The 1,465-nt window shown below is 71.1% G+C and carries 1 protein-coding gene; it reads left to right on the top strand.

From position 1 onward, the window contains the following. On the top strand, positions 1 to 1,465 hold a 1,465-nt coding region (locus HMPREF3086_RS00605), incomplete at both ends, for a glycosyltransferase family 87 protein (RefSeq protein ID WP_070719698.1).

The raw sequence follows: 1,465 nt of genomic DNA, 5'->3' as shown, positions 1-1,465 counted from the left end.
AGCCGCACGAGCGGGTCCGACCCGGCGACGGAGCCGGTGCGGGCGCGCTCGCCGCGTGGGGCGGCCCCCTCGGCCGGCACGCCGTGGTCGGCCGCCAGCGCTTCTGGACGCCGCTGCGCGTGATCATGCTGTTCGCCGTGATCTTCCTGGCGTTCGGCTTCTTCTCCAAGGCCGCCTGCCTGGAGACCACCCATCCCACCGACGGGTCGCAGCCCGGCCTCAACTGGGACGGTCGGCAGTACTACAAGGCCTGCTATGCGGACCCGCTGCCGCTGTACTCGGCCGAGGGCCTGGACACCGGGGCGCTGCCCTACAAGTACTCGTGGATCGCCGAGGGCGGCGAGGTCCGCTACATGGAGTACCCGGTGCTGTCCGGGATGTTCCAGTACGTCACGGCGCAGGCCGCCCAGGCGCTGCACGAGATCTTCCCCGGCGGGCCGCTCGAGGTGGTCACGTACTTCGCGCTGGGTTGTGTCCTGCTGGCGTTCATGTGGATGGTCGCCGTGTGGGCCACCTACCGGTCGGCCGGCCGGCGGCCCTGGGACACGCTGCTCATGGCGGCCAGCCCGCTCGTGATCTTCCAGGCCTTCACCAACTACGACCTCATGGCGGTGATGTTCGCCTCCGTCGCGTTGCTGCTGTGGGCCCGCCGCCGCCCGGTCTGGGCCGGCGTCGTGCTGGGGCTGGGCGTGGCGGCCAAGCTGTACCCGCTGTTCCTGTTCGGCGCGCTGCTGGTGGTGGCGATCCGCCGCAGGCGGTTCGTCGAGCTCGGGAGGGCCGCGGCCGCCGCCGTCGTGGCGTGGTTGGCCGTCAACCTGCCGATCATGGTCCTGTTCCCTGACGGGTGGCGGGAGTTCTTCCGACTCAACTCCGATCGGCCCGCCAACCCCGAGAGCATCTACGTCGTCATCCAGACGCTCACCGGCTGGCAGGGCTTCGACGCGGGTCGCGCCGCCGGGGAGGCCCCCGCGACGCTGAACACCGTCTCGTTGGTGTTGTTCGCGCTCGCCTGCCTGGCGGTGCTGGTGATCGGTCTGACCGCGCCCGTGACCCCGCGCGTGGCGCAGTTGGCGTTCCTCATCGTGGCGTTCTTCCTGCTCACCAACAAGGTGTGGAGCCCGCAGTATTCGCTGTGGCTGGTCCCGCTCGCGGTGCTCGCCGTGCCGCGCGTGCGCCTGCTGCTGACGTGGATGGGGTTCGACGCGCTGCTGTGGGTGGCGCACATGTCGTACTTCCACGGTGTGGCCAACAAGGGGATCGGGCCCGAGCTCTTCCACCCGCTCGTGCTGGTGCGTGACCTGCTCGTCCTCGCCGTGTGCGCGGTCGTGATCCTGGAGATCTACCGGCCGCACCTCGACCGCGTCCGCATGACGCATCAGGGCACGCCCGAGGGCCCCGACCCGCTCGCGGGGGTCCTCTCCGATCCCGGGGAGCGGCCGGCCACCCGACCGGCCTCGCGGGCCCC

This window comes from Dietzia sp. HMSC21D01 (assembly GCF_001815995.1).
GTDB classification, from domain to species: Bacteria; Actinomycetota; Actinomycetes; order Mycobacteriales; family Mycobacteriaceae; genus Dietzia; species Dietzia cinnamea.
This window is presented reverse-complemented; position numbering and strand designations above follow the sequence as displayed.